This is a genomic window from Paenibacillus gyeongsangnamensis (assembly GCF_027533625.1).
In the GTDB taxonomy this organism is placed as follows: domain Bacteria; phylum Bacillota; class Bacilli; order Paenibacillales; family NBRC-103111; genus Paenibacillus_G; species Paenibacillus_G gyeongsangnamensis.
This window is the reverse complement of sequence record NZ_JAQAGZ010000019.1, coordinates 1-25,753: the sequence shown is the minus strand read 5'-3', so window position 1 is coordinate 25,753 and position 25,753 is coordinate 1. Positions and strand designations below refer to the sequence as shown.

28 protein-coding genes and 1 rRNA gene are annotated in these 25,753 nt (G+C 57.6%); 15 read left to right on the top strand and 14 right to left on the bottom strand.

Annotation, left to right across the window (positions count from 1 at the left end; translation table 11 throughout):
* Positions 1 to 29 precede the first annotated feature (29 nt).
* Positions 30 to 1,514: a glutamate synthase subunit beta gene (locus O9H85_RS25445; RefSeq protein WP_269884229.1), complete on the top strand. Its 1,485-nt coding sequence runs from the start codon at positions 30 to 32 to the stop codon at positions 1,512 to 1,514.
* A 272-nt stretch (positions 1,515 to 1,786) separates the two neighbouring features.
* On the opposite strand, the gene O9H85_RS25440 is transcribed toward O9H85_RS25445, so the two are convergent.
* The gene (locus O9H85_RS25440) at positions 1,787 to 2,278 is read right to left on the bottom strand and encodes a VOC family protein (RefSeq protein WP_269884228.1); all 492 of its coding nucleotides are present in this window, start codon (positions 2,276 to 2,278) and stop codon (positions 1,787 to 1,789) included.
* Positions 2,279 to 2,351: 73 nt separating this feature from the next.
* Entirely contained in the window at positions 2,352 to 2,807 is a 456-nt protein-coding gene (locus tag O9H85_RS25435; protein ID WP_269884227.1) for a MarR family winged helix-turn-helix transcriptional regulator, read from the bottom strand.
* Between the two features lie 287 nt (positions 2,808 to 3,094).
* Here O9H85_RS25435 and O9H85_RS25430 point away from each other — a divergent pair, with 287 nt between their 5' ends.
* On the top strand, positions 3,095 to 3,418 hold the full coding sequence (locus O9H85_RS25430; protein ID WP_269884226.1) for a DUF4870 domain-containing protein: 324 nt from the start codon (positions 3,095 to 3,097) through the stop codon (positions 3,416 to 3,418).
* Positions 3,419 to 3,713: 295 nt separating this feature from the next.
* On the opposite strand, the gene O9H85_RS25425 is transcribed toward O9H85_RS25430, so the two are convergent.
* Positions 3,714 to 4,205, bottom strand: a complete 492-nt coding sequence (locus O9H85_RS25425) for a hypothetical protein (protein WP_269884225.1) — start codon at positions 4,203 to 4,205, stop codon at positions 3,714 to 3,716.
* A gap of 57 nt (positions 4,206 to 4,262) precedes the next feature.
* Positions 4,263 to 6,062 carry an ABC transporter substrate-binding protein gene (locus O9H85_RS25420; RefSeq protein WP_269884224.1) on the bottom strand — a complete coding sequence of 600 codons (1,800 nt, stop codon included), beginning with the start codon at positions 6,060 to 6,062 and terminating at the stop codon, positions 4,263 to 4,265.
* Between the two features lie 170 nt (positions 6,063 to 6,232).
* Between O9H85_RS25420 and O9H85_RS25415 the strand changes: the two genes are divergently transcribed.
* Both O9H85_RS25415 and O9H85_RS25410 read left to right on the top strand, forming a co-directional pair.
* Entirely contained in the window at positions 6,233 to 6,634 is a 402-nt protein-coding gene (locus O9H85_RS25415; RefSeq protein ID WP_269884223.1) for a hypothetical protein, read from the top strand.
* A gap of 20 nt (positions 6,635 to 6,654) precedes the next feature.
* The gene (locus O9H85_RS25410; RefSeq protein ID WP_269884222.1) at positions 6,655 to 8,202 is read left to right on the top strand and encodes a DUF4153 domain-containing protein; all 1,548 of its coding nucleotides are present in this window, start codon (positions 6,655 to 6,657) and stop codon (positions 8,200 to 8,202) included.
* Positions 8,203 to 8,246: 44 nt separating this feature from the next.
* Here the strand turns inward: O9H85_RS25410 and O9H85_RS25405 are convergent, their stop codons facing one another.
* The 3 genes from O9H85_RS25405 to O9H85_RS25395 all read right to left on the bottom strand — a co-directional run bounded on the left by O9H85_RS25405 (position 8,247) and on the right by O9H85_RS25395 (position 10,484).
* The gene (locus tag O9H85_RS25405) at positions 8,247 to 8,999 is read right to left on the bottom strand and encodes an HAD family hydrolase (RefSeq protein ID WP_269884221.1); all 753 of its coding nucleotides are present in this window, start codon (positions 8,997 to 8,999) and stop codon (positions 8,247 to 8,249) included.
* A 75-nt stretch (positions 9,000 to 9,074) separates the two neighbouring features.
* A complete protein-coding gene (locus O9H85_RS25400) occupies positions 9,075 to 9,470 on the bottom strand; it encodes a bactofilin family protein (RefSeq protein ID WP_269884220.1) in 396 nt (131 codons plus the stop codon).
* A gap of 3 nt (positions 9,471 to 9,473) precedes the next feature.
* Positions 9,474 to 10,484 carry a peptidoglycan DD-metalloendopeptidase family protein gene (locus O9H85_RS25395; protein WP_269884219.1) on the bottom strand — a complete coding sequence of 337 codons (1,011 nt, stop codon included), beginning with the start codon at positions 10,482 to 10,484 and terminating at the stop codon, positions 9,474 to 9,476.
* An 80-nt stretch (positions 10,485 to 10,564) separates the two neighbouring features.
* On the opposite strand from O9H85_RS25395, the gene O9H85_RS25390 reads away from it, so the two are divergent.
* Positions 10,565 to 10,939: a hypothetical protein gene (locus tag O9H85_RS25390; protein WP_269884218.1), complete on the top strand. Its 375-nt coding sequence runs from the start codon at positions 10,565 to 10,567 to the stop codon at positions 10,937 to 10,939.
* Between the two features lie 51 nt (positions 10,940 to 10,990).
* On the opposite strand, the gene O9H85_RS25385 is transcribed toward O9H85_RS25390, so the two are convergent.
* Genes O9H85_RS25385 through O9H85_RS25370 form a run of 4 tightly spaced genes read right to left on the bottom strand, consistent with a single transcriptional unit; the run spans position 10,991 to position 15,421 of the window.
* Entirely contained in the window at positions 10,991 to 12,367 is a 1,377-nt protein-coding gene (locus tag O9H85_RS25385) for a GerAB/ArcD/ProY family transporter (protein WP_269884217.1), read from the bottom strand.
* 29 nt (positions 12,368 to 12,396) lie between these two features.
* The gene (locus O9H85_RS25380; RefSeq protein WP_269884216.1) at positions 12,397 to 12,627 is read right to left on the bottom strand and encodes a hypothetical protein; all 231 of its coding nucleotides are present in this window, start codon (positions 12,625 to 12,627) and stop codon (positions 12,397 to 12,399) included.
* The gene (locus tag O9H85_RS25375) at positions 12,624 to 13,796 is read right to left on the bottom strand and encodes a Ger(x)C family spore germination protein (protein WP_269884215.1); all 1,173 of its coding nucleotides are present in this window, start codon (positions 13,794 to 13,796) and stop codon (positions 12,624 to 12,626) included. The genes O9H85_RS25380 and O9H85_RS25375 overlap by 4 nt, the downstream gene beginning before the upstream one ends.
* Positions 13,793 to 15,421: a spore germination protein gene (locus O9H85_RS25370; RefSeq protein ID WP_269884214.1), complete on the bottom strand. Its 1,629-nt coding sequence runs from the start codon at positions 15,419 to 15,421 to the stop codon at positions 13,793 to 13,795. The genes O9H85_RS25375 and O9H85_RS25370 overlap by 4 nt, the downstream gene beginning before the upstream one ends.
* 183 nt (positions 15,422 to 15,604) lie before the next feature.
* Here O9H85_RS25370 and cls point away from each other — a divergent pair, with 183 nt between their 5' ends.
* Positions 15,605 to 17,035: a cardiolipin synthase gene (gene cls / locus O9H85_RS25365; RefSeq protein ID WP_269884213.1), complete on the top strand. Its 1,431-nt coding sequence runs from the start codon at positions 15,605 to 15,607 to the stop codon at positions 17,033 to 17,035.
* Between the two features lie 163 nt (positions 17,036 to 17,198).
* Here cls and O9H85_RS25360 read toward each other — a convergent pair whose 3' ends face one another.
* A complete protein-coding gene (locus O9H85_RS25360) occupies positions 17,199 to 17,585 on the bottom strand; it encodes a DoxX family protein (RefSeq protein ID WP_269884374.1) in 387 nt (128 codons plus the stop codon).
* Between the two features lie 182 nt (positions 17,586 to 17,767).
* Positions 17,768 to 18,676 carry a non-homologous end-joining DNA ligase gene (gene ligD / locus O9H85_RS25355; protein WP_269884212.1) on the bottom strand — a complete coding sequence of 303 codons (909 nt, stop codon included), beginning with the start codon at positions 18,674 to 18,676 and terminating at the stop codon, positions 17,768 to 17,770.
* A 62-nt stretch (positions 18,677 to 18,738) separates the two neighbouring features.
* On the opposite strand from ligD, the gene O9H85_RS25350 reads away from it, so the two are divergent.
* Positions 18,739 to 19,725, top strand: coding sequence for an ATP-dependent DNA ligase (locus O9H85_RS25350; protein ID WP_269884211.1), 987 nt, complete (start codon positions 18,739 to 18,741; stop codon positions 19,723 to 19,725).
* Here the strand turns inward: O9H85_RS25350 and ku are convergent.
* Complete coding sequence (gene ku, locus O9H85_RS25345) at positions 19,722 to 20,576, bottom strand: non-homologous end joining protein Ku (RefSeq protein WP_269884210.1); 855 nt, start codon at positions 20,574 to 20,576, stop codon at positions 19,722 to 19,724. The genes O9H85_RS25350 and ku overlap by 4 nt on opposite strands.
* Positions 20,577 to 20,788: 212 nt before the next feature.
* On the opposite strand from ku, the gene O9H85_RS25340 reads away from it, so the two are divergent.
* From O9H85_RS25340 to O9H85_RS25305, 8 genes are all read left to right on the top strand, one after another.
* A complete protein-coding gene (locus O9H85_RS25340; protein ID WP_269884209.1) occupies positions 20,789 to 20,995 on the top strand; it encodes a hypothetical protein in 207 nt (68 codons plus the stop codon).
* Complete coding sequence (locus tag O9H85_RS25335; protein WP_269884208.1) at positions 20,992 to 21,174, top strand: H-type small acid-soluble spore protein; 183 nt, start codon at positions 20,992 to 20,994, stop codon at positions 21,172 to 21,174. The genes O9H85_RS25340 and O9H85_RS25335 overlap by 4 nt, the downstream gene beginning before the upstream one ends.
* A 136-nt stretch (positions 21,175 to 21,310) precedes the next feature.
* Positions 21,311 to 22,351 (top strand): thiamine-phosphate kinase, encoded by a 1,041-nt coding sequence (gene thiL, locus O9H85_RS25330; protein WP_269884207.1) that lies wholly within the window; start codon positions 21,311 to 21,313, stop codon positions 22,349 to 22,351.
* A 6-nt stretch (positions 22,352 to 22,357) separates the two neighbouring features.
* Positions 22,358 to 22,834: a tRNA (adenosine(37)-N6)-threonylcarbamoyltransferase complex ATPase subunit type 1 TsaE gene (gene tsaE / locus O9H85_RS25325; protein ID WP_269884206.1), complete on the top strand. Its 477-nt coding sequence runs from the start codon at positions 22,358 to 22,360 to the stop codon at positions 22,832 to 22,834.
* Positions 22,831 to 23,673: a tRNA (adenosine(37)-N6)-threonylcarbamoyltransferase complex dimerization subunit type 1 TsaB gene (tsaB, locus tag O9H85_RS25320; RefSeq protein ID WP_269884205.1), complete on the top strand. Its 843-nt coding sequence runs from the start codon at positions 22,831 to 22,833 to the stop codon at positions 23,671 to 23,673. The genes tsaE and tsaB overlap by 4 nt, the downstream gene beginning before the upstream one ends.
* 13 nt (positions 23,674 to 23,686) lie before the next feature.
* The gene (gene rimI, locus O9H85_RS25315; protein ID WP_269884204.1) at positions 23,687 to 24,196 is read left to right on the top strand and encodes a ribosomal protein S18-alanine N-acetyltransferase; all 510 of its coding nucleotides are present in this window, start codon (positions 23,687 to 23,689) and stop codon (positions 24,194 to 24,196) included.
* Positions 24,197 to 24,223: 27 nt separating this feature from the next.
* Positions 24,224 to 25,297 (top strand): tRNA (adenosine(37)-N6)-threonylcarbamoyltransferase complex transferase subunit TsaD, encoded by a 1,074-nt coding sequence (tsaD, locus tag O9H85_RS25310; protein ID WP_269884203.1) that lies wholly within the window; start codon positions 24,224 to 24,226, stop codon positions 25,295 to 25,297.
* Between the two features lie 348 nt (positions 25,298 to 25,645).
* A 16S ribosomal RNA gene (locus tag O9H85_RS25305) occupies positions 25,646 to 25,753 on the top strand; the annotation flags it as partial.

Here is a 25,753-nt window from a genome sequence, read left to right as displayed (position 1 = left end):
GGCATCCCGCGAGTATGGAGGAACTAAAGATGGGCAAACCAACCGGATTTATCGAATACCAGCGCGAAACCCCGGTCGAAGCCGCTCCTCTGATGCGGATTGCGCATTGGAAGGAGTTCAGCGTCCCCATGCCGGAGGAGAAGCTGCAGCAGCAGGGCGCGCGCTGTATGGACTGCGGGATTCCGTTCTGCCATACGGGCCGAATCATCAGCGGCATGGCGGCCGGCTGCCCGGTTCACAATCTCATTCCCGAGTGGAATGATCTCGTTTACCGCGGGCAATGGCGGGAAGCGCTGGATCGGCTGCACAAGACGAACAACTTCCCCGAATTCACGGGCCGCGTCTGTCCCGCGCCTTGCGAGGGCTCCTGTACGGTAGGGCTTAATGGCTCTCCGGTGACGATCAAGAACATCGAGAAGGCGATCATCGACCGGGGCTTCGGCGAGGGCTGGGTCGTACCGGAGCCGCCGGAGGCCCGTACGGGCAAGAAGGTCGCCGTCGTCGGCTCCGGGCCGTCGGGTCTGGCCTGCGCCGCACAGCTGAACAAAGCGGGCCATTCCGTCACCGTCTACGAACGGGCGGACCGCGCCGGAGGCCTGCTCATGTACGGCATTCCGAACATGAAGCTGGATAAAAGCTATGTGCAGCGGAGGATCGACCTGCTGGCGGCCGAAGGCGTAAACTTCGTGATGGGCACCGAGATCGGCAAGGATATTCCCGCCTCGAAGCTGAAGGAAGAGTTCGACGCGATCGTACTTTGCGGCGGAGCAACCAAAGGACGCGACTTGCCGGTCGAAGGAAGGTCTTTGCAAGGCGTCCATCTGGCGATGGAGTTCCTCTCAAAGAACACCAAGAGCCTGCTGGATTCCGGGCATGAGGACGGGGCGTTTATCTCGGCCGAGGGCAAGGATGTCATCGTCATCGGCGGCGGAGACACCGGAACGGATTGTGTCGGTACCTCGATCCGGCATAAATGCCGCAGCGTTACGCAGTTCGAGATCATGCCGAGACCGGCGGAGACGCGCCAGCCGAACAATCCTTGGCCGGAGTGGCCGCGCGTGCTGAAGGTCGATTATGGCCAAGAGGAAGCGGCTGCGCTGCAGGGTGAGGATCCGCGGCGGTATCTTATCTCGACCAAGAAGCTGGTTGGCGACGAGAACGGACACGTCAAAGAGCTGCATACCGTGCAGATCGAGTGGAAAAGGGACGACCAAGGCCGGTTCGTGCCGGTCGAGGTGCCGGGCAGCGAGCAGGTGTACCCGGCGCAGCTTGTGCTTCTCGCCATGGGCTTCATGGGACCGGAGCATACGGTGCTGGATCAGCTTGGGGTCGAGAAGGATGAGCGGACCAACGCGAAGGCGGCTTACGGCAAATTTTCGACCAACGTTGAGGGAGTCTTTGCCGCAGGCGATATGCGGCGGGGCCAAAGCCTTGTCGTCTGGGCCATTAACGAAGGCCGCGAAGCCGCAAAGGAAGTTGACCGCTATTTGATGGGCTCAAGCAATCTGCCGTAACGATCGCTTCAGGGAAACCTCCGCTTCGGATTTGAAGCGGGGGTTTTATTTGTTGATAATATGCAGAAAAATGCAAAAGGTAATAGGCGGGGTATCCCCTGTAGGAGCAAAAGCGCCCGCCTTTGTTATCGGAAAATGACCGCTGCATAGCAAATAAATTGAAAATTTTACGGGTAACAACAGCGGCCGGAAGGGGGTACCCCACCGGAGTACCAAGGCAGATTTCTCTATTTCATGGGTTTCTAGGGCAGCCTGGACCGGTAAAGCCAGTCTTAGGTGCATGGCCATGCAGCCTCAAGCTGAATGCCGTTATTATCCGGAAAAATGAAGTTGCGGATCGTTCCCTGATTGTAAATGTCCGTCATCACGACCCCTAAGTCCTGCAGCTTGGCGCGCAGCATGAGGCCCTCGCTCTCTGACGGCAAGGCAAACGCGATATGCTGAAGCGCGCCGGGCAGGAAGCGGTACAGGTCCGTGGAGCCCGGGTTCCCGGCCAAATGCTTCAGCTCCTCGGTGCTTTGAAAAATATGCGCGTTCGGTTGTTCAAAAAAATGAATGCCCCAGGTATCGGAGCTGCCCGGTTTAATAAAGCAGTGCCTGCCGCGTTGTCCAGCCGGCGGGATAACCGTTCCCGCCTGCATTCCGAGTACCCCGGCATAAAAGCGGATCGTTTCGTCCAGATCCGGCGTGACTAGCGCGATGTGGTGAAATCCTTGCCATGCCGGGAAGGGCTGATCCTGCCGGCTTTGCCGTTCATCGCTCATGGAAAATCCTCCTCTTCATTCTTTATCGGTTATCGATTAGAATTCTAACTAATTGGGCGGAGAAAAGCCGCAGCTAGCTTTTCCCGAATAAACCGACCATTTTGATCAATAGAGCCTTGAGCGTCTCGAATTCTTCCTGCGTCAGCCCATTGCGTACCCTGTCCTCCACGATCGAAGTGAAGTGCCCGGTTTGGTCGGCCAGCCTCGTTCCTTCTTCGGTCAGAAAGATTTGCTTGTAACGGGCGTCATTCGGATGATCCCGCCGAACGGCCAACCGTCTCGCCGCAAGACCATTGATCAGACTCGTCACGCTGGGCCGTTCGATCATAAGAATCCGTTCCATCTCCGATGACGTAATGCCGGGAAAGTGGCGGATAATGCCTAAGGCGCTCCATTGGGTATGGGTAAGTCCGGTCGGCTTCAGCAGCTCCTCGATTTCGCGGCGCAGGGTAATGTGCGACACCTTGACTAAACGTCCGATCGGCCCTTTATCCCATTCCCAAGTCGAATCATCGTTCCGGTTGCTCACAGCGTCATCTCTCCAATAGTTAGAATTCTAATTAATATAATACGCTTTATTTCACCTGCGTCAAGAGGCGGCCAGCCTTGGACCTTCGCCTGCTCCTGATGTGCCGTGAAACCCCGCGATCCGTACAAAGCTCATTGCGTTCCGGAAAGCAAGGCGCAAGAAGCTTGGCCTGCCCATCGGTGATATCAAAAAAATATTCTTCCCCCCGGCAGACGCCCTCATAATCCGACGACCTTCGGCATATGGATGGCTCATACCCTTATTTTCCATGGAGAGGTGAGCCCCTCATGATCTCAAGCGACGAACGGAATTTGGCGCTGCTGTCGCATTTGCTTTGCCTTATTGTCAGCATCTTTGCTCCGCTGATCATTTGGTTGATGAAGAAGGATCAATCCGCTTTTGTAGAAGAGCACGCCAAGGAATCGCTGAATTTTCAAATTTCGATCATGATTTATTCGTTTGTTTCCGGCATCCTGTGCTTCGTCATGATCGGGTTCATTCTGCTGCCTGTTCTAGGCATCTTTGCACTCGTGGTCATTCTGATCGCAACCGTCAAAGCTTCCAAAGGTGAGCATTACCGCTACCCGCTCTGCATCCGCCTGATTCAATGACGTTTTCTGAGCTTCGGCCCCATGCCTGGGGGAAAGCCAGCCTAATTCCCGCGGAAGCGCTTGGCGTTCCTTCGCTTGCCTTCAAGCCTGGCGATACTCACCGCGATACTAAGTTGCAAGCCGGCAGACCCCTCGAGCGAAGCATACTGCATACGGCGGCGGAATAAGACCCCTGGGGGTCTTCAGATTGACGAAAAACCCATGAAATAGAGAAATCTGCCTTGGTACCCGGTGAGGTATCCCCTTCCGGCCGCTGTTGTTATCGGAAAAATGTTCGATTTTATTCGTCTTAGGCTCACCACCCCGCGTTCCGCCACCGCACCTTGCGGCTGCGGAACGGAGCGGAGGGAAGCGCCAGCCCGCCCCGGCGAAACCGCAGCGTTTTCGCAATGAGCGGGACGTCCCGGTTCACCATCCGCTTCAGCAGGGCGATCGCGGTGCCGAACCTTTTGAAATCATACTCCCCGGTTTTCTTATCGATGAACGCTTCCGGCAGCTCCTCCGGAGTCACGTACGCGAATACCCGCCCGTCTTGCTCCGATATATAGACATACGGCGAGTCCCCGTACGACTCCAGCCACTCCCGCCGGCTCAGCCGGAACACCAGCAGCGCAAAGACATCGTCATACGCCCTTCCCTTGTACTTGAAGCGAAAATGGTACTCCGCCTCCGTCTCCCGGCTTCGCCCTATGCCCGAAGTGCAGATGTAAGGCCTCCACCAGCCGGGGATTTGCAAGGTAAAGCCGTACCTTGTGCTGCGGTAGACGATCGGTCTCACCTGGGTCATGCGTCCCACGCTCCTCTCGGACTAAAGTTTGTATACTTTATTCCGGGGAAGCTCGGTTTATGGCTTGAACCAGATGTTTTTGAACTGCACCCAATCGAGCGCGTCGAGGGTGACGCCTTTGACCGATGCGTGATAGAGCGTCTTGAGCCGTTTAAAATACAGAAAACAGAGCAGTCCCTTCGCTGTCAAATGCGATTCAATGGCCTGCAGCGTCTCCATTCGTCGTTCCCGGGAGGATTCGTGAAGCACGCGCTGCAGCAGCTCGCCCACCTTCGCTTTGGCTGCCGGTTCAAGGTGGCGCTGCATGCTGGTATAGAGATCGATCAGCCGCAGCTCCGCATCGTTATCCAGCATGATGGAGAACAGCAGCAGGTCGGCATGCAGCCGCTGCTCGCCCTTGAATTCCTCTACCGTCAGCAGCTTCACTTCCACGGCGAAGCCCGCCTCCTGAAGCAGCCCTTGCACAAGCTGCGCATCCCGTTCGTAGTGCGGGATCGTACAGAGCCGCAGCCGCTCGCCCGCATACCCGAGCCGCTTCAGCCGCGCCCGGCTCCGCTCCGGATCGCGGACAAGCCGCTCGGGGGCGGAGGGATCGGCCTGGCCGTCCCCGTGGCGGACGAAGCTATCCGCCTCATAGATCGCGTCGCCCCCGAGCCGCTCCAACAGCTTCCCGCGGTCGAGGGCCGCGTAGACGGCGCCCCGCAGCGACGGATCAAGCAGCGGTCCCTGCTTGACCAAATTGAATGTGAGGAAGCGGCATGTCGCTCCCTGCTGCTGTACCTGCTGCCAAGTGTCCGCGGCTTCGTCCGGGAGCCGGTAATTGTGGATGATCTGGAAGCTCTCCATCGCGAGGCCGGGCTCCTGCTCCCGCACCCCGTCGATCCGCCACAGCTCGACCCGATCGAGATGAGCGCGCCCCTGGAAGTAGGGGGGGAAGACGTCCAGCACGCACATGGAACGGTCGTTCAGCGACAGCTTGAACGGCCCGGTTCCCGTAGGCGAGGCGGCAAACTTCTCCTGCAGCTCCTCGCACAGGTCGGCGGGGACGATGGAGGCGCGGTTCGTGCCCGCGTACTGCAGGAACAGCTCGTTCGGCTCCGTCAGCCGGACGACCACGGTAATCGGATCGGCCGCGTGCACGGTATCCACTTGACGAAGCACCCAGCTGTAAAGAGCCCCGGAAGAATACCGCTTCAGCCGCTCATACGTATACCGCACATCCTCCGCGGTCAGCTCCCTACCATGATGGAACAGCACGCCCTTGCGCAAGTGAAACGTCCACACGGTGCGGGAGGCATCCGCCTCCCAGGCATGAGCCAGGTGGGGCTCGACGGTTTGCGTCAGCCGGTTGTAGCGTACGAGCGGATCGAAGAGCTGATTCACCACATGCGCCTCGGCGGTGAAATTGATCGTCGCCGGATCCAGCGAATGCAGCGTCTGCGTGAGCGGAAAGCGGAGGGTATCGAAGCGCCGCATGCCCTGCACCTCGCTGCTGTAGCCGAAATAGCCGTTGAGCCAGCTATGGAACCTCTCCCTCAGCGTATCCGGCAGCGTAGCCACATTCATCTGCTCAAGCGCCCCGCGCAAATCCTTACGCTCCACGAGCGACTTGGCCATCTCCAGCAGCATCTCCTCCGCAGGCACCCGGAACGTCAGCAGCGACCGGATGCCTCTCCCGCGCTTCGGGGACCACTGCAGCCAGCCTTCCCCGCTCATCCGCTTCAGCAGAAGCACGACATTGCGGTGCGTGCAATCGAGTACGGCCGCCAGCTCATCCAGCGTTACCGCCAGCTCTTGTTCCTCACGGACGTACGGGAACGCTTCACGCAACCGAATATAATAACGGGCCAGCTTCACCTCGGCTTCGACCTCCTTCGTTCGGAAAAATATGAAATTCGTTTTTCGAAAATTACTCTTTTTGTTCTTATTTTATAAGCTACAATAAACCATATTGACTCCAATGTAAAACGGACTCTGAATTTGGAACGATTCGGTGGAATAGGAAAATAAATCAGGAGGGTGATCTTATGCTGAACAGATACCGAACGGCCGGGACGGAGCCAGGCGAACGGATGCCGCTGACCATGACCTGGGAGCAGCAGCTGCTGCAGGAAGCGGAAGCGCTGCTGCAAGGGGGAAGGAAAGAGGCGGAGCTGGGCGCCGCCGTTCAAGGGCTGGCGCTGCTGCTTCACGGACACCTGCAAGCCGGCGGGGTGGAGGAGCTGCTCCTGCTGGAAGAAAAGGAAACGGTCCGCGTCTTGGCGGCCTCGAAGCTGATCTCCTCCGGCACGGTAGGCGTGCTGGAAGCGCTGGCCTTCGGGAGAGGCGTCCGCGCCCATTCGCTTCCGGGCTTAAGGGGGGCCGCTTTCGAGCTGCTGCATACGATTCGCGGGTTGGGCCGGGAATTGCCGTCCGCCCCGTATCATTGACCGGGAGGCTGACGAAACCGATGTCTGCAACCAGTATCTTGAAGGAGCCGGCTTATTCCGCAAGGAACGCCTCGCTGCTTCTCGCGGCGGCCGCGGTTGCGACGGTGAACCAGTTCATATTTTACGGCATGAACTGGGGCATTCAATATCCGCTGTTTGTGCTTGTACTCTACGGATTCTATTATTGGGCAATGGGCGATAAGGTACGGCTGCGTCTGGAGCCGTCCGCCTCGCTGCTGCTTCCGATCCTGCTGCTGTCGTTATCGTTCGCGGTGCACGCCAATCTGCTTTTTCTTATTCTGAACGCCATCGTCGTTCCGTCATTGATAGCGGTACATATGTTTTGGGCTTCGAGGTCTGTGGAGCAATCCCGTCTGGACGGACGGTTTGCAGTCCGGCTCTTGGAGAACGTGCTGATCCAGACGCTGTGCTATATTCCCGAGCCGTTTAGAATGATGATGCGGGGAGCGGCGGACCGGTTGAAATCGGGACGCTCGAAGGAGCTGGGGAAGGTGCTGCTCGGGCTGCTGATTTCTGTCCCCGTGCTGGCGGTCGTGCTGACGCTGCTCTCCTCCGCAGACTCGATCTTCGGACATACGCTGGCCCGCTTGCCGGAATGGTTCCATTTTTCATGGGAGCCGGTTTTGTTCCGGATTATTTGGGTTGCTGCGCTCAGCGTCTTTCTGTTCGCTTATATCGCCGGTTTGAGGTCGCCGATGCGACTGTATTCCGGGCGGGAGAACCCGCCCTTTGCAGCGGATGAATCCGATACCGAACCGTCGGCCGTCATCCTGCCGCAGCCCTCTGCCATAGGGCGGCTCGATCCTACGATCGCGGCGACGGTGCTGATCGTGCTGAACAGCGTCTATCTGCTCTTCGCTGCCGTGCAATTCTCCTACTTCTTCGGCGGGGGCTCGAAAGTATTGCATGACGGCATTACTTATGCATCCTATGCGAGGCAGGGGTTCGCGGAGCTGGTGATAGTCACGTTAATTAATCTGACGGTATTGATCGCTGCCGTCTACGGGCTGGACCGCAGCCGAACCGGTCCCGGCGGTCTTTGGCTCGGGCGCATTTTGCTTACTTTGCTCATTGCCTGCACCGGGGTTATGCTCAGCTCGGCTTACTTAAGGCTCTCGATGTATGAGGAAGCCTACGGCTATACGATGACGAGACTGCTCGTCCACTCGTTCATGCCGTTTCTGCTGGTTTTGCTTCTGCTAGCGCTATGGAAAGCATGGTCGGACCGGGCTGCGTTCATTCGCTGCAGTCTGGCCGCCGGTATAATCGCTTATGTCGTCTTGAATTACGTCCCTATCGAGGGGATGATCGTGAAAGGAAATGTCGCGCGGTATGCTGCGACCGGGCAGTTTGACGCGGGGTATTTGACCGGCTTGAGCTATGAGGTTGTACCGGATTTGGTGGAGCTGAGCCGAACGCAACCGGAATTGCCCGGAATCGGCGCAGCGCTGGATACTTTCAGGTCCCGGCTCGGCGGGACTTCCGGAACCTCATGGCTGGAATGGAATGCGGCCGAATGGAAGGCGAAGAAGGTACTCGGCCCCTAGACGGCAGGGTACGGCGGGGACCGCCTGCCAGCCTGCGGACACCGTTATTGCCCTGCGGCATACGATGAGCCGGTATAATCGCGGATGGCGGCGGGAATCAGACTCAGAGAGGACAAAGTGAGGTAAGCGCCCTGCGGCTCCACGTCCACTTCCACCTGATTATAGGACCATTCCTGCTCCGCCGGCATGAAGATGGCGTGAATGCCGCAAGTCAGCGCCGGAATGATGTCGGTGCGCAGCGAGTTGCCGATCATCCAAGTCCGGCGGCGATCGAACCCCTGCGAGCGGATAAGACCTTCCATAAACTCCGCATTCTTGTGACGGGTAATATGGACCTGGTCGCCGAAATACCGTTCCAGACGGGCCTCCTTTACCTTCCTCAACTGGATCGCAGGCTCGCCTCCGGTGTAGAGATGCAGGTCATGCCCCTCCTCCTTCAGCTCCCGTAGCGTTTCCTCCATGAAAGGGTAAGGCTCGATGCTGTGCATGTAGACGGATGCTCCCAGCTCCATCAAGCGGTTCAGCTCATCCGGATGGGTAGGTCTGCCGGTCAAATTGCAGTAATACTCGTACGTCTCCGCGAAAGAGCGGGGGAAATGATCGGGCGCGAAGCCGCTCGCAATGACTTGCCGGAGATCGATTTCGGCCTGCTTCTTCTTCACCTCGCCGATCGAAAGATGGTAGCCGTGGAACCAGGTTTCCATCTGGTCGGCGAACTGGTCGATCACCAAATCGAAATATTTGTTGCAGTAAAGGAGCGTATCGTCCATATCGAAAAGAATCGTCTGTTGGTTCATTCGCATGTTCTCCTGCCGTCGAGTGTCTTCGCGCCGGGGCACAGCCGGATGGAGAGCCGGCGGGCGCGTCCCTTATTATATCATGACGGTCGAGGGCGCCGCATCCTCGCCGGGCACGAACATGACGCTGGTGCCATGAAATACGGCGCCGGGCTCGATGATCAGCGAGGCCGAGCGGACGGTGCCCATGACGCGTCCGGTGGGGGTGATCCGCACGCAGCCCTCCGCCTCCACACAGCCTTCCAAGCGTCCGGCCACTACGAGCTCCCGGGCCCGCAGATCCGTGGAGTATACGGCGCCGCGTTCTCCGATCGCCACCTCGCCGGCCGCATGCAGGAGGCCGTGAAATTCCCCTTCCACCCGGATATCCGAGGGGGAATGCAGATCCCCATGGAACTGGCTGGCTTCGCCGATCAGCGAGACGGCGTCCTTTCTGCCGTACGTCTTTCCTCTATTGAACCCAAATGACATCGGTTAATGCTTCTCCTTTCGCCCTTCAGGCAAATATGGCTTCGGGTCGGTGCTTTTGCCTCCGAGCTGTACCTCGTAATGAAGATGGGGGCCGGTGCTTCGGCCGGTGGAACCGAGCCTTCCGATGAGCTCGCCTTTGCTAACCCGGCTGCCGGCGCGCACCTCGGCCGCATTCAAATGCATGTACCACGTAAGCAATCCCTTCCCGTGATCCAGTACCACATGATTGCCGTGAAGCTTGTCGTAGCCTGCCTCTTTCACGGTGCCCGCAGCCGCGGCATAGACCGGGTCGTTCAGCTTGCCGGCGATATCGATGCCCCGGTGGAAGCTGAGCTTGCTCGTAAAAGGATCTCTACGGTATCCGTAAGGGGATGTCACGATTCTGGAGCTGGTAGGCCACAGGCTCGGCGTAATGCGAAGCAACTCCTGCCGTTCCTGCAGCAGCAGCTTGGATCTCGTAAACTGCAGCTCCAGCCGCTGCATATCCGAGTCCAGCGCCTTGAAGCTGGCCCCGGCGGCTGCGGCGAGCCGCCGAACGTGCTCCGCGCTGACGGGTACGGCCGGGCCGCCCAAGCCCGTCAGCGCGCCGGCGTCCGCAGCCGCGGCCGGAACGGCGGCGGAGGAGACCGTTTTCTCTCCCGTGCCGGGGACGGGCGCCAGCATTTTAAGCGCTTGCTCCAGCTTCTTCATCTCTTCCACTTGAGACTGTACCTCGGCCGCTTGCCGCGACAAGGCGTACAGATCATTCTTGAGCTGCTCGATCGTCGCATCCTTCTTGGAGAGATCCTTCTCCAGCCGGACATTCTCCCCGTGCAGCTCGCTGGTTCTCATCGTGGCGGTGACCGCGGTGCCGAGGTGGGTCAAGTAAATAAAGCAGCAGGCGCCCACGAGCAGCGTTAACGATGCCGCCGCTCCCCATAAGGCGGCCCGCGGCAGTTTGACTTTGACGACGCTTCCGTTCGCCTCCGGTATGATGACGAGCGTCAGCTTCTTTTGAAACCAATTGAATTTCATGATAACTCCTTTCGGTATGTTGCCGTTCCTCCAGGCATAAATTGGTAACACGATAGTTACCCGATGAGGGAGGGATCAGCTTGGCATTTCTTAGAACAAGCCGGATGAGCCTGCTGGAGCGTCTGGCTTTGCACTTGAAATCCGAAGTGGCGCTGCTGGCGCAAGGGTACGAAGGCCAACCGGGCGTGCTGCAGAAGGTGGGCAAGCGGTTCATCCGGGTCGGCGCCGAGTACTTCGTTCCGGCCGCGCTGCAGGAGATTGTCCTGCTGGGCGCTCCCCGGAGCGCAGCTGGAACGCAGGTGAACGTCCGTACGTTTCATGCCGGCACGTTCCGCGCCGCTCTCATTCGAACGGGCACGGACTTTCTCGAGCTTCTGGTGATGCGCGAGGAAGAAGAGGAGGAGCTGACCCTGCTCATCCCGCTGACGCAAGTCATTGGCATCGAGCGGCTGTAGCGGGCAGCGGGTAGCCGGTTGCCAGCCTCTTTTCCTTCGCCCTTGTCCCCCTTAAGTCGAATTTTTCTGCGTCTTGACCAGCTCCATATGCGAGCTTACGAGCGTCAGCGCCATACATACGACGTAGCCGATTCCGCAGGTCAAACCGATGGCGGCATATCGGCTGCTGTAAACGAGTCCCAAGATCACGAAGCCGAGCGACAGGACAAGCAGGACATTCCCTGCAGAGATCCACCCCTTATAGCTGATCTTGGGCACCCAGCCTTTCCGTCCGCCGCTTGGACCGGCACGATCCTTCCCTTGCTCCGGAGAACCCGCATCGGACGGGTTCTGCTCCGCCGTTTTCGGATGCCTGAGTAGCAGCAGAAGAAGGATGATGAACAGCACCGGTTGATAGGCGAGAACGATGACGGCGGAGCTGAAATTGCCGAAGCTGTAAATCTCCGTCGTGCTGTTAAACGCAAGAACGGAGGTTAGTAGCAGGAACAGGCTGACGGGGGAATTGATCAAGGAATTATCCCGGTAGCCCAGCAGGCTGGAGATGCCGTTTAAGAATGCCAGGTAAATCAATACGACTTTGCAGGCGGTGATCGGATACCAGATGCTGAGCATGATCAAATCGACCCGGTCCAAAAAGTCCGTCATATGGATATGCTGAACCATGCTGTACACCGGATAAATCATGTTCCCGGGAATATTCGGCCCGAGGACGGAGATTTCAAGCACCATATTGAGGGTTGCGAGAGCACTCCCGAGCACGGCTCCGTGCCGGATGGAGGAATGGATCTGTTTGGCGCTGCCTATCGTATGGAGAAAAGCGCCGATAACGAAAACATCGCCGTACCAGCCTAGATTAAGCGCATTGGAATAAAAAAGCTTGACGGGCATCACCGTCAGAACAGGCTGGATCAATTCCTTGCTGAGCTCGTTCGCCAGCAAGAACGGCAGCAGCAGGGCCAGCCCGATGAAGAAAGGAATAAACAGGTCGTTCACTCTGGCGATCACCTCCACGCTGGTCTTGCCGTAGAACATGAGCATGAGCATGAACAGGAGAACGAGAATATCCTGAGGCGTATTGGGCAGCAGGATCGTCCCGATGAATTTGCCTAACGAGCGCAGATCCCGCATAAGAATGAGCCAGAGATGAATCACAAGAAGCAGATTCACGATCGTGCCGATGCCCAGTCCGAAGACGATTTTCACCACCTCGAACATATGCTTGCCGGGAAAGCGAAGCGACATTTGCATAAATACGTAGCTGATGAAAAAGACGTAAAGCAGCGGAAGCAGGTAAGAGAACCAGGCATCCGTATGACTGATTCGAGCAAGCTCCTGCTGAATGCTGATCAGCCCGCCTCCCGCGATCATGGAACAGGTAAGCCAGGCCATTTGGCGCTGATTCATAATTTGCATCGAACGGCCGCTCATGAACACACCTTCTCTCTTTGGCGCAGAAGCTAGGAATGGATGATGCTGGACACCCAGGGCGAAACGCGGTAAATGAAGTATTTCGTCGGCATCGGCGGAGGATACCCCATTACGGTGCTCAGGAAGATCCCGAAGGTAACGAGGTAGACTGTCGCATAGAGCCATTTGAGGTTCTTCCGCATCCCGGGAAGATGCTTGATGTCGAGTAACAGCATCATCAGGAACAAGCCGAAGAACCAGACTTGAAATTGGCTGTTCACTTATCCATCTCTCCCTTCGCTACATTCTCATAAATTAACCCTGTTTCGTACAGCACGGTCTTTGCCTGGATATCGAATTCGGCATCGTCCAAGCCCTTGGGCCAATCGGCCGAATACTGATTCTTCCATACGGAGGGATAGGCACGCCACAGGTAGGCGCCGAGCTCGGCCGAATCGGCATGGTATTTTTTCGCTTGCTCCAGGGTGGTCCGGATGGATTCTTTTACGTAATCGTTCATTGCGTTCTCCAGCTTGCGCACGACGCTCGATTGGCTGAAATCCGTCATGCCGGTGCTTTCCGCCACCTTCGCCATCGCGAAGGCGCGGATCTCGTAACGCAGCCGCCCGCCCGTAAGGCGGGGCTTGATATGGCTGTTCATATTAAAGAAGCGGACCGTGACGGTAGCTCCGTCAGGGAGCTTCAGGCTGGCCGTGACGTTGACGTTTTTTTTCTTCAACCATGCGAGCCCGTCGGCGGCTTTGTCCTGCAGGATGCCCGTCAGCTTGTCGTCCTTGAACTGCGCATACCCCAGAGCCTCCACTTCCTTCGATGGTTTCTCGCCTTTCTCCGAAGGCTTCACCCCCATGTAAGGCACGACCGGGTCCATGCCGGGCGTGCTGAGCTCTACGGCGACGGCCTTCATATTCATGTCGATGATGGTTTTCGATTTGGCCAGCTCCCGAATCGCTTCCGAAGAAAAACGCTCGAATTTGGGCGTCGCATTCAGCAGGTCGTAGGCTTTCCCGGAGGTGATAACCATATAGGTCGTCATCCGGCTCTCGGGAGACCGGGACGTCGAGTCGAACACCTCCCGGATCCCTTTTTTGGCCAACTCTTCGCTTATCAGCAGGGTGCGCCTGTGTGCGACAAACATGCGCCTGGACATGCGCCGCTGCAGCTTGGCCTGGGCATCGCGGAAGGTCGGTCCGACCTCGGAGTCGATATAGAAGCTCTTGCCTCCGCTTGATCCGCCTCCTCCCCCGGAAGGGCCGCCCATTTGGCCGGGCAGCGGGACAAGCACGCTGCAGCGGATCTGGCCGTCCTCCTCCAAATCCCAGCCGGTGGTCAGAACGAAGGCGAGGTCGTTGATTTCCGTCCGGTCCCAGCAGCCGGAGAGCAGCGGGAGCATCAGCAGCAGCGTCAAAAGGCGGCAGCGGTATCCTTTCATGACGGGTCCGCCCCTTCCTGATCCTCTCCCGATGCCGGATGTGGAACGTTCTGGCCCTTCTGGCCCCCCTGGTCCATAATTTCATGGCGAATCTTATCGCCTACCCGAACTTTGTCGAGGACCGGCCCGAAGGTCGGGCGCGTCCGCATGGCCCACCAGGGCGCCCGGAAGACGAAATCCTTCATATCGATGGACGATAGAGGGCCCGCAGGAGACAAGTAGGGGACCCCGAACGAACGAAGATTCGCCATGTGCCCGATAATGAGCATGATGGAAATCATCATGCCGTACATGCCGAATAGCGATGCCGCGATGACGATCGGAAACCGCAGCATCCGGATTGCAATGGCGCCGTTGAAGCGGGGGATCGTAAAGGAAGCGATCCCGGTGATCGAAACGACGATCACGATCGGTGCGGATACGATCCCGGCTTGAACCGCCGCTTGGCCTACGACCAGGGCCCCTAGAATACTGACGGCCGAGCCGATCGTCTTGGGCAGGCGGATGCCCGCCTCCCGCAGCGCTTCGAAGGTAATCTCCATAATGAGCGTTTCGATGACGGCGGGGAACGGAATCGCTTCGCGCGCGGCCGCGACGGAGAGCAGCAGTGTCGTCGGAAGCAAGTCCTGATGGTAGGTCGTAATAGCGACGTAGAGCCCCGGTGTCAGCAGCGACAGGACGAGAAAGATGTACCGAAGCCACCGGATCAGGGTCGCGATTTGAAACCGTTCGTAGAAATCCTCGCTGGCCTGCATGATTTCGGCGAAGACGAATGGAACGAGCAGCACGAAGGGGGTGCCGTCGACCAGAATGCCGACTCTTCCTTGCAGCAGCGCGGCTGCCACCGTATCCGGTCGTTCCGTATACTGCAGCTGGGGAAACGGCGAAAAAGCGGAATCCTGAAGAAATTCTTCGATATACCCGGATTCCAGAATGGCGTCGATTTCGATTTTCTTCAGCCGGCCGACCACCTCCTGGACAATACCAGGCTCCGCCAAATCGTCCAGATACGTAACGACGACGTTCGTATTGCTCTCCTTGCCGATCACCATGGGCTTCATCTTCAGGCGCGGTGTCTTCAGCTTCCGGCGGATCATGGACGTATTCGTACGCAGATTCTCTACAAATCCTTCGCGGGGACCCCGCACGACCGACTCCGTCTCCGGCTCGTTGATCGAACGCTTCTCCATGCCCCGGATGCCGAGCAGCACCGCCTTGTTGTTCTTATCGACGATGAGCCCGGTATCCCCGCCAAGTACGGAGAGAAGAAGATCCGCATAATTGTCGGTCTTCTGAATTTGCGAAACCGGCAGCGTCGTGTCGGAGATCCGGTCGATCAGTGCTTCGCCGCCCTCCAGGATCATCAGCGACTTCATCGCCTCGTTCACGAGCTCCGTATTGGCCATTCCGTCGACGAAGAAAAGGATCGCATCCAGGCTGTGCTCTATCTTGAATTCCCGGATCACTACGTCCGAGCAGTCGGAAAAAACGTCCTTCAAATATCGCTTGTTTTCCTCTAAGCTGAGGAATACAGGTACCGATTTCAGCTCTTGAATAAAACGGTAATCCAGCTTATGAAGCCGATCCTCCCGTTCCTTGCCCTTCCGGCTGCGCGTGTCTCCCATGTCGACCTCCTTGGCCCGGACAAGCCGCCCAGGCATTCCCTGCGTGACCCGTATATTTTTCACCAAAAACGAAATTTTATGACAAACCCGGAAGATGAGATACAATAGAAGAGGCATAGGTCTTGCAAACCTAGTCAAAGCTAGGGATGGAAGGCGTTTCAGAGGAGAAGGGGGAACACCGGATTGTTGTGGGTGACGGTAGCGCTAATCCTATTCATATTTCAAGTCTTTACGATCCTGGTGGGGGAATTCCGACATCCTTCCAAAGCGATGGCCTGGCTGTCCATTATGTTCATCTTCCCGGTCATCGGCTTCTTGATGTATTATTTCCTGGCAAAGGAGTATTCCCAGCGCAAAAAGGTGCGGCGCCGCGGTCAGCGCCACGTCATGGATATCCGTTACGCGGGCATCAAATATGCCGCTTCCGACGTCGATTTCGAGGAGGACCGGCTCGACAGCTGGCGGCACGAGCCGAGGCTGTTCGCGCTGCTGTACAATATCCCCTCCTCCAAGATCACCTCGCACAACGAGGTGGAGGTGCTGACCAATGCGCAGACGGCATTTCCGTCGATGCTGGAGGCGATGGAGCAGGCGCAGGACCATATTCACTTTGAATTTTATACGGTGCGCAGCGACGGGATCGGCCGGCAGTTCAAGGAGGTGCTGGTGCGCAAAGCGCAGGAGGGCGTGAAGGTGCGCTGTATCTTCGACGGCATCGGAAGCTACCAGCTGTCTAATGAATATATCAACGATTTAAAGCAGGCGGGCTGCGAGGTGTACTTTTTTTTACCGGGACTTATCGCCTTCTTCGATAAACGGATCAATTACCGCAACCACCGCAAAATTATTGTCATCGACGGCACGGTCGGATTTCTGGGCGGGATTAACGTCGGGGACGAGTACTTGGGCTCGGACAAGAAGCTGGGCTTCTGGAGGGATACGCACCTGAAGCTGGTCGGGGACGCGGTCTATTCCATGCAGCAGAACTTTATCACCGACTGGTTTTTTGTAAAAGGGGAACGGCTCGCCGAACCGAACCATTTTCCGGAGCATGACTGCACAGGCCGCAAGCCGGTGCAAATCATCTCCAGCGGACCCGACGAACACTGGGATGCCGTGCTGGAGATGTATTTCGCGGCGATCACCGCAGCAAAGAAGCGCATTTACATCACCACGCCTTATTTCATCCCCGATCCCAGCATTATTATGGGGCTCAAGACGGCGGCGGTCAGCGGCGTGGACGTCAGGATCATTTTTCCGGCCAAGGCCGATTCCCGGGTTGTCGGCTACGCTTCCCAGTCGTACCTGGAGGAGCTGCTTCAAGTGGGGGTACGCTTCTATGCGTATAAGAAAGGGTTCATCCACGCCAAGGTTTTGATCATCGACGACCTGCTGGCCTCCGTCGGCACGGCGAATATGGATATGCGCAGCTTCTACAGCAATTTTGAGCTGAACGCGGTCGTGTTCGATAAAGAGACGCTGCACCGGCTGGAGTCGGATTTCATTCAAGACCTGAAGGAATCGCGCGAGGTGGAGCTTGAAGTATTCGACAAGCGCTCGCGCTGGACGAAGGGCAAGGAAGTGGTGGCGAGGCTGCTCTCGCCGCTGCTCTAGGCGGCATAATATTGAAAAAATCCGAATGCTCGGGGAGCATTCGGATTTTTTGTGCGTTGATAAGAATTTATTTTTCGCGGGCTTATTGCTTCGCATCAACCTTGATAAACGCGCTGGTCCTTGTAAGACAAGGACCAGCGCGTTTATCCTGGCTTCATGAGGCTTAAGCGCCGAGCGCGAAGGCGCCGGGGCCGGTCAAAGCGACGGCCACAGCTGCGGCGATGAGCGTCAGGTTGTACTCGAACCCGCCGGCGGTAACCCAGTAGCCGTTCTTGGCGTGCACTTTGGCAATGGCCGCCAGCATCATCAGGATGATGAAGATCGAGCCGACGACCGTCAGCCAGCCGGAGGCGAAGAAGAAGCCGCCGAGCAGCTCAAGCAAGCCGGCGACCACCGCCATGAGCGCGCCGGGCTTCATGCCGATCGAATCGAGCCATTGGCCCGTTCCTTTCACGCCGTAGCCTCCGAACCAGCCGAACAGCTTCTGCGCGCCGTGCGCCATGAACGACAAACCGATCACCAAACGAAGAATAAGAAGACCCCAATCCATTAACATAAGAACAACCTCCTGATATAAATTTAATTATTAACTTACTTTATGTTAGTATAATACGTTATTTCACTTCCTAATGTCAATATACTAATAAAAAATAAGTTTATGCCTATTTTCGAAAAATAAAAAAAGCCGAACCTCGTGAGGCTCGGCAGGACAAGCTACGCCTAGGGTCCGGCTTACTTTTGAATGATAGAGAGAACATGGTCCAGCGATTGGGGAGGGAGCTGGGCGATCAGATCGCCTTTTTGCTGCAGCCGTTCGCCTATGTTAAGCAGATGGAAGTCGCGGGGATCGGCGCGGCGGCCCACTTCGTCCCAAGTGAGCGGCGTGGACACGCTGGCATCGACACGCGCCCTGGGCGTATAGGGGGCGGATAAGGTTTTACCGTACCAATGCTGGAGATAGTCGATGTATATGAGCGTTCCGCGATTTTTCTTCAGCCGTTCAATCGTAAACAGCCGTGGATGCTGCTTGACCGCATAGCTCGCCACAAACTCGCCGATGCGCCGCAGCTGCTCGAACGTATAGCCCTTCTCTTGCGGAATCGGCACGTAGATTTGGACGCCGGTTGCTCCGGATGTCTTCGGAACGGACCGAATGTTCATCTTATCGAGAATTTCGCCGATGATCCCGGCGGCTTCCATAATTCTCGGTTCGGGATCGACGCTCGGGTCGATATCGATCAGCCATTCGGCGGGCAGCCGCTCGCCGATCCGGTGGAACGAAGGATGGAACTCGAGACAGGCGAGGTTGCCGAGCCAGAGCAGCGTGGGGAGCGAGTCCAGATGCACGTAATTAATGCTGTCCAGCATCGCTGTCCGGACAAAATCCGGCCGCGGCTCCGGCGCGTTCTTCTGGTAAAACGACTTGTCGTTCCATCCGTGCGGGAACCGGATCGTCGTCAAGTAGCGGTTGCGGCAGTACGTCAGAAGATAAGGGGACAGCTGCGCCAGCTTCTCCAGGTACATCGCCTTCGTAATCCGTTTTTCCGGCCACAGCAGCTTCTCCGGGTTCGTCACCGTCAGCTCGCAGCCGTCGATCACGATCGTACCCTTCGCGTGCGAAGGCCTGGCGGTCGTCGCCATAGGGCAGCTCCTCCTTTTTTTACTTGCTCCTATTATTCCCTGAGCCGGATCGGGTTACACTAATGCTAGCGAAAAAAGAAGAGGTGAGCTCCGCTTTGTTTACCTTTACCCCCGTCAAGCCCTTTGAGCCGGTCAGCGGCACGTCCGTGCCGCAAGGCCCCGAATGGATCCATCAGATCAAATGGGACGGCGTCCGGATGCTGTCCTATTATGACGGAGAGACGTGCCGCCTGTTCAACCGCAAGGGGAACGAACGCACCCGGCTATACCCCGAGCTGACCGAGCCTTCCGAATATTGCAGCGCTTCCTCGTTCATTCTCGACGGGGAGGTGATCGCGCTGGCCGTGGACGGCAAGCCGTCCTTCCATGAGGTGATGAAACGGGATGCCATCCGCAAGCAGGACAAGATCCGGTTCGCCGCGGGTGCGGTACCGGTTACCTATATGGTGTTCGATATTTTATATTGCGAGGGTGAGTGGGTGACAAGCCGGAAGCTGGCGGAACGCCAGAGGCTGCTCGCCGAAGTGCTGAGCCCGGGTAAATTTGTGCAGAGCGTCGGCTCCTTCGCGGACGGCGACGGCCTGTTCAAGCTGATGCGGGAGCAGGGGATGGAAGGCATCGTGAGCAAAGATTCCGGCAGCGTCTACGCTCTTGACGGAAAAGACAAGCGGTGGGTAAAGGTGAAAAATTACGGCGACCTGATCGCGGTCATCGGCGGCTTTACCTTGAACGGCGGCGCGATTAACGCCGTGCTCGCCGGTGTGTATGATGGGGCCGGCCGGCTGATCTATATCGGCCATGTCGGGACGGGGAAGCTGACGCGCGGCGACTGGACCCGCCTGACGGCCGAGCTGAAGCCGGATGTCATCTCGGAGTGCCCGTTTGCGAACCGCCATCCGGAAATGAAAGGGGCTACCTGGGTGAAGCCCCGGGTAGCCATGAAGGTGCAGTATACGGAATGGCGCTGGCAGGAAGGCCGCACGCTGCGGCAGCCTTCCATTCAAGCCTTCGTGGAGGCGGAGCCGGCGGAATGCCGTTTTCCTTTTTAGACGTTTTCCTTGGCCTTCTTGGTCCTCGCTTTGCCTTTGGTGCCTTCCTTGGCCCCGGCCGCCGGCGTCGGCTCGCTCGGAACCGGCTTCACCTGCTCCAGACTGGCTTGAAGCGCGGCCATGAGGTCGATGACGTTCGCGCGCTGCGGCTCCGGCGCAACGGTAACCTGCTTGCCGGATATTTTCGATTCGATCGCTTCCAGCACCGCTTCCCGGTAATCGTCCTTATATTTTTGCGGTTCGAACGGCGTCGACAGCTGCTGGATCAGCATCTTGGCCATGTCCAGCTCCTTGTCGTTCACGTTGCTCTTCTCCGGCAAATTCGGCACCTGCTCGACCGAACGGATTTCGTCCGGGTAGAAAATCGTCTCCATCGCAATGCATTTATCGATGATCCGGATGGCGGCGAGGCTGCTCTTCGAGCGGATGGATACTTTGGCGATGCCGATCTTGCCCGTTTGCTTCATCGCTTCCATCAGCAGATTGTAGGCGTTCGCGCCGGTTTCGTTCGGAGCCAGGTAATACGTTTTCTGGAAGTAGACCGGATCGATTTCGGCGAGATCCACAAAATCCAGAATCTTGATTTCTTTCGTCACTTCGCCCGTCAATTTCTCCAGCTCTTCCTTCTCGAACAGAACGAACGCTCCCGGCTCGTATTCGTAGCCCCGGGAAATTTCCTCCCAGCCTACCTCGCGGTCGCAGTGCTGGCACTTCCGTACGAAATTGAGCGGCGTATGGCATTCCTTGTGAATCATCCGCATCGAAATGTCCTTGTCTTCCGTCGCCGAGAACATTTTGACCGGCACGTGAACGAGACCGAAGCTGATGGCGCCCTTCCATACCGTATGCATCGACAAATCCCTCCCGAAATTGTTTAGATTTAGTATCCCCTGCCGTTTGCCTGCTGTTGCATGCTTCTATTGCTTAGGATTTCCAATTGATGGGTGAGGCATACCGAAAGGGCATCCGGCGAATGAAGAAACCTCGGGTTAGACATCATACCGATAAAGGCTTTCCTCCGCTTCGGGAGGGAGCCGAAACCAGTTTTGAAGGAGGGGGCAACTTGAGCGAAGTTACGACATCCGGTACCTCCGCGGCCCAAGAATCGGCGCATGAGGGAAGAGATACCAGTTTCATGGATATCGACCGAATGATCAACGAAGGGCTTGGCGGCGGCAACGTCACGATTCATAACGGGCTGATCGAGGAATCGACGACGGACACTATGGACCATCCCGAATCGGTATTGGACGGAGGTGATACGAAGTGAAAGCACACCGGGCGCAGGAGATTATTCAATCCCAGGATAAAATCGAGGTGAAGCTGAACGGCGTTCCCGTCTGGATCGACAGCATTGACGCTTCGCAGCAAACCGCCAAGGTGCATGCCGAGGGTCAACCGGGGGACACCCGGGTTGTTGCGCTAGAGGAGTTGCAGGAATTGCAATAAGGATACCGATGCATCAGCAAAGAGCTCTCCGAAGCGCCCGGGCCGTCTGGCACCGGGTGCGAGGCGAGCTTTTTTGTTGCTACCCGCTTGCGGGATAGATATAATTAGGGTCAAAACACGAACGGAGGCGAATCGATTGAGTTCGCTCGACGAATTCGGCTTGATCCGGATGCTCACGGAAGGGAAACAGCCGGAGAGCCTGCTCCGCGCGGGCGGGGTAGAGACGGGTATCGGCGACGACGCCGCGGTGGCCGAAGCCACCCCGGGCATGCGCCTCGTGATGACCTGCGACACGATGAATGAGGACATTCATTTTAAAAGAATAACGATGCGGGATGCCGATATCGGATTTAAAGCGATGGCTTCGGCGGTCAGCGACATCGCCGCCATGGGCGGCATTCCGCGGTATGCGCTCATTTCTCTGAGCATGCCGAAGGGAACGGAGCCGGAGCGGGTTCGCTCCATCTATGACGGCTTGTACGAGAGTGCGGCCCGCTGGAACGTGATGGTCGTCGGCGGAGATACGACCTCGTGTACCGGGGGCATTTCGCTCGGGGTTACCGTCATCGGCGAAGTCGAGCCCGGCCGGGCGCTGCTCCGTTCGGCCGCCCGGCCGGGGGATGCGGTGTTTGCCACCGGACTGCTCGGACGATCCTCGGCGGGTCTTGATCTGCTGCTGAATCGGGCTATCCCCGCCGGGAATTGGGGGAGCTTCGATCCGCAGGAGGAAGCGCTCGTTCAGGCGCACTGCCGGCCTGAGCCTCAGGTGAATGCCGGAAGGCTGCTTCTGGAATCCGGAATGTGCCGCGCGCTCAACGATATCAGCGACGGACTCGCAAGCGAGGCATGGGAAGTCGCCGAAGCGTCGGGCGTCGGCATCGATCTGGTGGAGGACCGTATCCCGGTGGCGGACGAGCTGTACGCTTACGCGGCCCGGCAGGGGAAGGATCCGATGGACTATATCCTATACGGCGGCGAAGATTACCAGCTTGTCGGGACCGTTCCGGCCGGGCAGGCCCTGGAGCTTCAGCTTCGGTGCAAGGCGGCCGGGGTGCCGCTGCACATCATTGGCTGCGTGACCGGGGAGGCGCCGGGCGTCAGGCTCGTTCAAAGCAGCGGCTTTCTCTTGAACTTAGGGAAGCGGGGCTACAACCATTTTGCAGAGGAAGGGGGCTGATGACGCTTGGCGGTATACGAATGGATATCGAACGGACCGGAGGAGACGAAGCGGCTGGCGGAACGCTTGGCCTCGTTGTTTGGATCCGGAACGGTGCTGGCGCTTGACGGCGAGCTCGGCGCCGGCAAAACGACCTTCTCCCAAGCCGTGGGCTATGCGCTTGGCGTGAAGGATATCATCAACAGCCCGACATTCACTATTATTAAGGAATATGAAGGGGCTCGGCTCCCTTTTTACCATATGGATGTATACCGGCTTTCGATGGACGAAGCGGATGATCTGGGATTGGATGATTATTTTTACGGTGAAGGGGTCACGCTGGTGGAGTGGGCTTCTTTAATTGAAGAGTTATTGCCTCCGGAACGGCTGGCTGTTCAGATCGGCCATACCGAATCCGGGGGGCGGAAATTCGTATTCGCGCCGCATGGACTTCCTTACGAGGAATGGTGCCTGCAGCTTAAAGAAAACGGGGTTTTGGGATGAACAACGAAACAATGCAAAAGGGAAGCCGCGAGGAAACCGGGAGATATACGGATCAAGGGCTGCAGCTGTCGATCGATACCTCTACGGAATCGATGACGGTGGCTTTATCGCGCGGAGATACGCTGCTCTGCGAAATATTGTCGAAGGCCGAACGGAATCACTCGCTTTATCTTGTGCCGTCGATTCATAAGATCATGAACGAAGCCGGCGTCAAGCCGAGAGACTTGAGCGCGGTCGCCGTCGGCGTCGGACCAGGCTCTTACACCGGGATCCGGATCGGGGTCACCGTTGCGAAGACTTACGCCTGGACGCATAAGCTGGCGCTGCTTGGCGTCTCCACGCTGGAAGCGATCGCCCTGGGCGGAGCCCATGCGTCCGCCGCCGAAGGAGCAGGCGTTAAGCTTAACGCCATTCCATCGGTTACAGGGCAAGGCACCGGGGCCTGGATCGTACCGCTGATCGATGCCCGCCGCGGGCAGGTATTTACCGGGCTGTATGCTGCGGGAGACGGATGGAGCGGACTCGTGAAGGACGGCATCCGTCTGATGTCGTCGTGGACGGAGCAGCTGTTTGAGCGGCTTGAGGATACGGACGGGACGCCCGGACGAATTATTTTTACAGGGGAGCTGGAGCTTCACCGGGAGGCGATTGCCGCCTTTGCCGGCAAGTGGAGCGGAAAGGTCGAGGTACGGCCTTATGCGCTTGGGGCCAGAGCCGTTGCGGAGCTCGGGAGACAGCGCTGGCAGCGCGGGGAGCTGGAGGATGTGCACGGCCTGGTGCCGAACTACACCCAGTTGGCGGAAGCGGAAGCGAAGCTGCTCGCAGCCAAAAAATGTTAGGAGGCTTTCGTCCATGGAATTGAAAGACCAAAACGAACTCCGGGACAGCCCCGCGTTTACTTTTCGTCCCATGAGGGTCGAGGATATCCCGGAAGTGTGCGATATCGAGCACGAGGCGTTTGCGACTCCCTGGACCTCCGGCGCTTTCGTGAATGAGTTAACCAACAATCAATTTGCGCGGTATGTGGTGCTTGAAGGGGAAGAAGGCGAAGTGGCCGGGTACGGCGGCATGTGGCTGATCATGGAGGAGGCGCATGTGACGAACATTGCGATCCGGGACAAGTACCGCGGCCGGAAGCTCGGAAAGCGTCTGCTGGCGGAGCTTCAGTGTACGGCAGCCTTCTACGGTGCCGTAAGGATGACGCTGGAGGTACGTCCTTCCAATCTCGTTGCGCAGGCGCTGTATGAGCAGATGGGCTTTCGTTCCGTAGGCGTACGCCGCGGTTATTACACGGACAACAAGGAAGACGCCATTATTATGTGGGCCGATCTTCCGAAGGTTGACCGCACCAAAGGCTTGTGAGCCTGGACATAATGAGAGGTTTCAAGGATGAATGAACAACATGGTAATGAAGGCCGGTCATTGTCCGTATGGCAGGAAGAGGGGCGGCCCGTCTGTATATTGGCTATAGAAACGAGCTGCGACGAAACGTCGGTTGCGATTGTGAGGGATGGAAAAGAGATTCTGTCCAACGTCGTATCCAGCCAGGTCGAGACGCATCAACGGTTCGGCGGCGTCGTGCCGGAGGTGGCCTCAAGGAAGCATGTCGAATCGATCACGTGGATCATCGAGGAAGCCTTCGATCAAGCGGGTGTGGCGCCGGCGGAGCTCTCCGCCGTGGCCGTGACCCACGGACCCGGCTTGGTCGGGTCTCTTCTTGTGGGCCTCGTCGCAGCGAAGGCGCTCGCTTCGGCGCTGGAGCTTCCGCTGATCGGCGTGCATCATATCGCCGGGCATATTTATGCCAACCAGCTCGTGCATGAGTTGGAGTATCCGTTCGTGTCGCTCGTCGTGTCCGGAGGACATACCGAGCTGGTGTACGTCGAGTCCGAAGGGCGCTTCCACATCATCGGACAGACCAGGGACGACGCCGCCGGCGAAGCCTACGACAAGGTGGCGCGGGCGCTGAAGCTGCCGTATCCCGGCGGCCCGCATATCGACCGGCTCGCGCATGAGGCCTCGGAGGCGGTGACGCTTCCGAGGGCGTGGCTGGAGCCGGATTCTTACGACTTCAGCTTCAGCGGGCTGAAGTCGGCGGTGCTGGCCGTCCTGAACCAGGCCGGCATGAAGGGCATCGCGTTCGAGCCTGCGGCGGTAGCGCGCGGCTTCCAGGACTCGGTCGTCGACGTCCTGGTGGAGAAAGCTCTCCGCGCCGTTCAGGCATACGGCGCGAAGCAGCTGCTGCTCGCGGGCGGAGTGGCCGCGAACAAGGGTCTGCGCGAACGGCTCGGCTCGCGCTGCGCAGAAGCTGGCGTGCCGCTGCTGGCGCCGCCGCTCAGCCTTTGCACCGACAACGCGGCTATGATCGCGGCTGCGGCGTTCCTGAAATATCGGCGCGGCCAGTTCGCGCCGTTCGACCTCAAGGCCGAGCCTCTGCTGAAGCTCGAGGCCTGGTCGGTATGATTGAAGCGCCGTACCCTGATTGCCATAGGGGTACGGCCTTTTTGTTTTCTCTTCCTGTTTGGAAAAAAATACAAGAAATAAAAGGGTTGCCTTCTCTATTTGGATTTGTTATATTACTACTTGTCGCTTCTGAGGCGGACGAAATAAACGAATGAAGCTGAAAAATAAAGCTTGCATTCACCGCTCCGAATGTGATATATTAATCAAGTCGCTTTTGACGGATAACGTTGAAGCGACGAGGAATTGCTCTTTGAAAACTGAACAACGAGTGAGTGCAATAAGAGAATGAAAATTCTCGTCAGCATTAAGATTTGAGCTTAATCAGCTCTGTTCGATAAAGTTTTACCTTTATTGGAGAGTTTGATCCTGGCTCAGGACGAACGCTGGCGGCGTGCCTAATACATGCAAGTCGAGCGGACCCTTCGGGGTTAGCGGCGGACGGGTGAGTAACACGTA

What these genes read in the sequence shown, in the direction of transcription:
- O9H85_RS25440 (WP_269884228.1), bottom strand. Translation starts at nt 2,278, where the DNA reads ATGAGCGATGAACGGCAAAGCCGGCAGGATCAGCCCTTCCCGGCATGG.
- O9H85_RS25385 (WP_269884217.1), bottom strand. Translation starts at nt 12,367, where the DNA reads ATGAGCGGCCGTTCGATGCAAATTATGAATCAGCGCCAAATGGCCTGG.
- O9H85_RS25445 (WP_269884229.1), top strand. Translation starts at nt 30, where the DNA reads ATGGGCAAACCAACCGGATTTATCGAATACCAGCGCGAAACCCCGGTC.
- O9H85_RS25395 (WP_269884219.1), bottom strand. Translation starts at nt 10,484, where the DNA reads ATGAAATTCAATTGGTTTCAAAAGAAGCTGACGCTCGTCATCATACCG.
- rimI (WP_269884204.1), top strand. Translation starts at nt 23,687, where the DNA reads ATGGAATTGAAAGACCAAAACGAACTCCGGGACAGCCCCGCGTTTACT.
- O9H85_RS25405 (WP_269884221.1), bottom strand. Translation starts at nt 8,999, where the DNA reads ATGAACCAACAGACGATTCTTTTCGATATGGACGATACGCTCCTTTAC.
- tsaD (WP_269884203.1), top strand. Translation starts at nt 24,224, where the DNA reads ATGAATGAACAACATGGTAATGAAGGCCGGTCATTGTCCGTATGGCAG.
- ku (WP_269884210.1), bottom strand. Translation starts at nt 20,576, where the DNA reads ATGCATACGGTATGGAAGGGCGCCATCAGCTTCGGTCTCGTTCACGTG.
- O9H85_RS25425 (WP_269884225.1), bottom strand. Translation starts at nt 4,205, where the DNA reads ATGACCCAGGTGAGACCGATCGTCTACCGCAGCACAAGGTACGGCTTT.
- ligD (WP_269884212.1), bottom strand. Translation starts at nt 18,676, where the DNA reads ATGGCGACGACCGCCAGGCCTTCGCACGCGAAGGGTACGATCGTGATC.
- O9H85_RS25375 (WP_269884215.1), bottom strand. Translation starts at nt 13,796, where the DNA reads ATGAAAGGATACCGCTGCCGCCTTTTGACGCTGCTGCTGATGCTCCCG.
- O9H85_RS25400 (WP_269884220.1), bottom strand. Translation starts at nt 9,470, where the DNA reads ATGTCATTTGGGTTCAATAGAGGAAAGACGTACGGCAGAAAGGACGCC.
- O9H85_RS25370 (WP_269884214.1), bottom strand. Translation starts at nt 15,421, where the DNA reads ATGGGAGACACGCGCAGCCGGAAGGGCAAGGAACGGGAGGATCGGCTT.
- O9H85_RS25430 (WP_269884226.1), top strand. Translation starts at nt 3,095, where the DNA reads ATGATCTCAAGCGACGAACGGAATTTGGCGCTGCTGTCGCATTTGCTT.
- O9H85_RS25360 (WP_269884374.1), bottom strand. Translation starts at nt 17,585, where the DNA reads ATGGATTGGGGTCTTCTTATTCTTCGTTTGGTGATCGGTTTGTCGTTC.
- tsaB (WP_269884205.1), top strand. Translation starts at nt 22,831, where the DNA reads ATGAACAACGAAACAATGCAAAAGGGAAGCCGCGAGGAAACCGGGAGA.
- O9H85_RS25415 (WP_269884223.1), top strand. Translation starts at nt 6,233, where the DNA reads ATGCTGAACAGATACCGAACGGCCGGGACGGAGCCAGGCGAACGGATG.
- O9H85_RS25350 (WP_269884211.1), top strand. Translation starts at nt 18,739, where the DNA reads ATGCTAGCGAAAAAAGAAGAGGTGAGCTCCGCTTTGTTTACCTTTACC.
- O9H85_RS25410 (WP_269884222.1), top strand. Translation starts at nt 6,655, where the DNA reads ATGTCTGCAACCAGTATCTTGAAGGAGCCGGCTTATTCCGCAAGGAAC.